This is a genomic window from Thermoactinomyces sp. CICC 10521, assembly GCF_016055135.1.
GTDB lineage: Bacteria > Bacillota > Bacilli > Thermoactinomycetales > Thermoactinomycetaceae > Thermoactinomyces_A > Thermoactinomyces_A daqus.
In genome coordinates this window covers 1-4,936 of the sequence record NZ_JAECVZ010000058.1, presented here as the reverse complement: position 1 = coordinate 4,936, position 4,936 = coordinate 1, and the positions used below count along the sequence as shown (strand labels likewise).

Genomic DNA, 4,936 nt, shown 5'->3' with positions numbered 1-4,936 from the left:
GATGAATTCGTCCTGAACATAGAAACCTTCCTTCGGAATGTTTTTTTATACCTTTTCAACAAAAAAGGCTGTTGACCTTCTTTGTCAACAACCTCAGCCGGTAGAATCAACCGGCTTTTTTTCATGGCTTGCGAAAATAACAGGAAGAAGAAGGATGGTTTACAATAATAAGGAGAAGCACCAGGTGTGTGATTAAACAAACACTGGAGATGTGCGCCTGAGCCTTTTTCGATGTGTCATTTTCCAGGAAGGAAGAATGGCGAGATGAGGAAAATACGAATCAGGACAGCGGTGAATGAAGATGTTCATATGATCCGGGGACGCTTCTGTTTTTTTCGCAGTCCTTTATCTTTTTGTTGTTACATTGTGGACGGTCTGTTAATCGACACCGGGCCGGTTCGTGCAAGATCAGAACTCCTTCCTTATTTAACTGATAAAAATCCGCGCCAGATTGTTCTCACTCATTTTCACGAAGATCACGCCGGCAACGCCGATTTTTGGGCCGCTTACTTTCGCATTCCCTTGTACCGGTCACCTGAGACAAAATCGGAATTTGACCGATTGGAAATGCCAGCTTACCGTCGGATCATCTGGGGGAATAAGCGGGGGGAAATGGGGGGCGTCGATGTACCCGAATGGCTGGAGACGCCGAACCATCGATTTCGGATTGTTCGCACCCCGGGGCATTCACCTGACCATATTTGCCTGCTCGAAGAAGAGAAAAAATGGTTGTTCGCAGGTGATTTATTTTTGGGAACCCGCCTCGATTACGGGATGAAAGGAGAATCGGTTCCCCGGATGATCGATTCGATCAAGCGGATTCTGACTTTCCCGGTCGAAACCGTTTTTTGCGGCCACGCAGGCATTGTAGAGGGCGGCCGTTTCAAATTGGAAAAGAAGCTTCGTTTTTTGGAAGGGTTACAGGAGAAAACGCTGGAATTTCATGAGAGAGGGTTGGATGAAGCCGAGATCGCCAAAAGATTGCTGCCTTCCAAGCAATGGGTATCCTTGTTTACGGGCGGGGAGATGTCGCCGGTTCATCTCGTTCATTCGATTGTGCGTGAGAGAATGAACGGCCGTTGAGAAAAAGATGACGAAAAGTTGTATTTTGCTTTTTTCTTTTCCCAGTGAAAGCATAGTATGGTATAAGCAGAAGAAGAGGATTCTCAATGATGGGAGGGAAGAAATGAAACGCAAAACGATCAGAGGGTGGGCTGCCGTCCTTGCCTGTTCGATGTTGCTCAGCGGTTGCAGCTATTTATCACTGGCGGGCGAGCCAGACAAAAAAGAGGCTGATTTTAAACCGCCGATTTCAAGCACGGATGCCAAATTGATCGTCCGGGATCATGGACAGGGCCTTTATGCATCCAAGCGTTATAATGTGCAGAAGCTGCGGGCAGCGTTGCAGACTTTCCCGAAAAATTTGAAGGCGGAAGAGATTTATGGCCGGTTGCTGGCACTGTTGGGGGAAAACTATGCAGAATATGAAGAGCAATTTACGAAATTGGAGAATCCTCAATACAAGGCGACTTTGCTCCGTTTAAAATCCGAGGCTGAGCCGACTGCTCTAAAGGATGCGACAAAGCCGAAAATGAAGGAGAATGTTGTCATTCTTCTTGATGCAAGCGGGATGATGGCAGGAATGATGAACGGGGAAAGCAAAATGGCCCTTGCTCGTCAGGCCATTAAACAATTTGCGGCCAAACTTCCCAAGGAAACGAAAGTGGCCCTGCTCCTTTACGGACAGACCGGTTCAGAGCAAACCAAGAACCAGGCTCCTTCCTGCGGGAATGTTGAGACAGCGTACCAATTGTCCGCTTATGATGCTAACCGCTTTGACCAGGCTTTAAACGGAGCTCAGCCTGCCGGCGGAATACCGCTTGCCTTGGCGATCAAACAGACAGCCCGCGCATTTTCTGAAAAGCCGGGGGCCACAGGCAAGAACCGGATCTACATCGTCAGCGGGGGAAGTGATACCTGCGGTGGAAACCCTGTTGCCGAAGTGAAGCAATTACATAAATTCAATCCACAAACGATCGTCAACATCATCGGGCTCAGTCTGGATGAAAAAAGCCGGCAGACATTGGATAGCGCCGCGATTGCCGGGGGAGGCACGTTTGTGCCTGTCATGGATGAGCAGGGACTGAAAGAGGCCTTTTCCCGTTTTGCCGGCGAATTGGATGCTGAAAATGAAAATTGGTACACAAAAACGCTGCAAGCGATCAATCAACAATATACCAGTGATAATCAAAAACTGGATGAGACTTACCAAAGCATGGATGCCCGCGTGACACTGGAAGACAGGCATTTGAATGAAGCCTTGGACGATTTGTACCGCATGAAGAAAATCGATCTGAATCACTGGCGGGATACGGGCGATCTGCTGGATGAGCGCTGGTACAATTTGCGCACCTATGCCAAGCAGAGGTACAGTGATGTGGGCGGGAAACTGGATCAGGAATGGGTCGCCCAGAACGATGAAGTGAACCGGTTATGGGTGGAAAATGGAGGGGAAATCGCCGAACTCAAACGGATTTCCCACATGACAGTCTCTCTTCCCAATCCTAAATTAAACCTGCGCTACGGAACGCCGATTATTGCCCGGATGCCCCGTGTCATCCGTTCACCGGAATAAAGCACCGGGAATGACTGGGCGGTACTGTTTCCGAGTCTCTCGGCTTGCAACAAAAAGAGGGCTCCTTGGGAACCGTCTGGTCGTTGATCAACAATAACTTGTTTTGTTGGCCAAAGGAGTTGCAAAGCCCTTTGGCCGTTGTTTTGGAAGAAAAAATTTTTACCCATTTAACAAACATAATTGTTTATAAAAGTTTGTTAAATGGGTAAAAATGTGGTGCCACAATCATTCGGAAAAATAAGGAGGTTTTTCTAATACTGAAAAATAAGGTGGTTATGATTACCGGGGCGTCACGGGGACTGGGGAGGGCTTTGGCACATGCCTTTGCCGAACAGGGGGGCTTCACTGGCGCTCACCGCCCGTACGGAAGCAAATCTGAAGCAAGTGGAAAAGGAGCTGCAAGCTTACTTGGTAAAAGTATTGGCCATGGCAGGAGATATGTCCTCCCCGCGCGATGTGGAACGGTTTGTGGCGACAGCGGAGGGCGAATTTGGGCAAATCGATGTTTTGATTAACAACGCCGGAATCTTTGGTCCGAGTCCGAGTCCGTACTTGCTCGACTTTCCCGAGGAAGATTTTATGGAAGTCTTGCGGGTTAACGTCATGAATCCGTTTTTGGTTACCCGGCGGGTACTGGCCGGGATGCTCGCGCGCGGAAAAGGGTCAGTGATCAATGTCACATCGGAAGCAGGCCGGATTGGTTATGCCGGATGGGGAGCATACGGCATCTCCAAGTTTGCCCTGGAGGGAATGACGCAAACCTGGGCCGATGAGGTGGAGGGCAGCGGAGTCAGGGTAAATGCAGTCGACCCCGGGGAGATGGATACGGAGATGCATGCCCTGGCCGTACCGGATTGCGATTATGAATTGGCTGATCCGCGTGACAGGGTAGGTGTTTTCCTCTATCTTGCACAGGATGAGTCCAGTCATGTCAATGGCCAACGGCTTCATGCACCCACATTTGCCGGGAAAGAAGGGGATCAACGATGGCGGCTCTGATCCAATTTGTTCTGCCACCGGTTTTAAATGCCTCCAGCCTGCCGGAACGGAAGGGAATCCGGCGGGATCATGTGAAATTGATGGTTTCTGACCGGCTTACCGGAAAATCCCGACATACCATCTTCTTTCAGCTTGATCAATACTTGTCCCCGGGCGATGTGCTGGTGTTAAACAACAGCCGTACAATTCCGGCTTCGCTTAAGGCCAATTGGATTCGTCGGGATGAGTGTCTAAAGAGGGGAATGGAGGTTCGCTTGGCCCGCAGAAAAGATAAGTCAATCTGGGACGCATTGTTGGTGGGAGGATCTGTGATGCCGGGGGACCTGCTTGAATTTTCGCCGCAGTTATTGGCAAAGGCGATTTAGACTCGCCCGCCTTTTGTCACGTTGGATTTCAACCGGCAAGGGGCTGCGCTGTTGGAAGAAATCTACGCACTCGGGGAGCCGGTCCATTATGAGTATTCCGCCGAATCATGGCCGCTCGATTATTATCAAACCGTATACGGTAATGCGCCGGGTTCGGTTGAGCTTCCATCGGCCGGCCGAGCGTTTACCTGGGAAATGCTTTTTCGCTTGCAAAGGAAAGGGATAAAAATTGCCTATCTAACCCTGCATACTGGGTTGAGTTACTTATTTGACGATGCGGAGCGGGTTCAACCGGAGGAAAATTGTGAATTCTATGCAGTCCCGGAAGAAACGGCAAGAATCATTCAGGAAGCGAAAGAGAGAGGGAAACGGGTGATTGCAGTGGGAACAACAGTGGTGCGGGCGCTTGAAAGTGCAGCCTTGTCAGGGGGGATTCAAGCGGCCGGCGGATGGACTTGTCTGCGCATCGACCAAGAGACCCAGTTAAACGTCGTCACCGGATTGATGACGGGATTTCATGAGCAGGAAGCTTCCCATCTCGATTTGCTGACCGCCTATTTTTGACCAATGATCTCAATGCGGAAGTGAACAGGATGCAAAAAGAAGGTGTAGAGATTGCCCAAGAGATCAAAACATGGGACATCGGGCTGAAGAATGCTTTTGTGCTGGGGCCGGACGGAGAGTGGATCGAGTTGGTTCAGATTTTGGGCTGATCGATGATGAAGGTCGAAGCGGGCAGGTTCAAATTCCCACCCGCTAAATTTTTTATAAAAAAGGCTTGCATATTTTTTGAACCAGTGATATATTATTTCTTGTCGCCGAGAGGATCGGCACAACTGAGAGAACGCACCTTGAAAATAAGATATGGAATAAGGCAAATGACGAAATGGTCATTCGTCAAGTTGCATCACCGGGAGAGAAACCGTAGCAGGTTAAG

At 49.5% G+C, this 4,936-nt stretch carries 4 protein-coding genes and 1 pseudogene; all 5 read left to right on the top strand.

Features of this window, described 5'->3' with window-relative positions; translation table 11 throughout:
* Nucleotides 1-264 precede the first annotated feature (264 nt).
* The 5 genes and pseudogenes from I8U17_RS17650 (at nucleotide 265) to I8U17_RS18960 (ending at nucleotide 4,712) form a co-directional block, all read left to right on the top strand.
* Nucleotides 265-1,083 (top strand): MBL fold metallo-hydrolase, encoded by an 819-nt coding sequence (locus I8U17_RS17650; RefSeq protein ID WP_033100150.1) that lies wholly within the window; start codon nucleotides 265-267, stop codon nucleotides 1,081-1,083.
* Nucleotides 1,084-1,186: 103 nt separating this feature from the next.
* On the top strand, nucleotides 1,187-2,635 hold the full coding sequence (locus I8U17_RS17645) for a vWA domain-containing protein (RefSeq protein ID WP_198059947.1): 1,449 nt from the start codon (nucleotides 1,187-1,189) through the stop codon (nucleotides 2,633-2,635).
* 318 nt (nucleotides 2,636-2,953) lie between these two features.
* Nucleotides 2,954-3,634 carry an SDR family NAD(P)-dependent oxidoreductase gene (locus I8U17_RS17640; RefSeq protein WP_370589289.1) on the top strand — a complete coding sequence of 227 codons (681 nt, stop codon included), beginning with the start codon at nucleotides 2,954-2,956 and terminating at the stop codon, nucleotides 3,632-3,634.
* Nucleotides 3,622-4,563, top strand: a pseudogene (locus I8U17_RS18500) (S-adenosylmethionine:tRNA ribosyltransferase-isomerase). Before I8U17_RS17640 ends, I8U17_RS18500 begins: the two are co-directional and overlap by 13 nt.
* Before the next feature lie 29 nt (nucleotides 4,564-4,592).
* A complete protein-coding gene (locus I8U17_RS18960; RefSeq protein ID WP_327147039.1) occupies nucleotides 4,593-4,712 on the top strand; it encodes a VOC family protein in 120 nt (39 codons plus the stop codon).
* The last annotated feature ends 224 nt before the right edge of the window (nucleotides 4,713-4,936 follow it).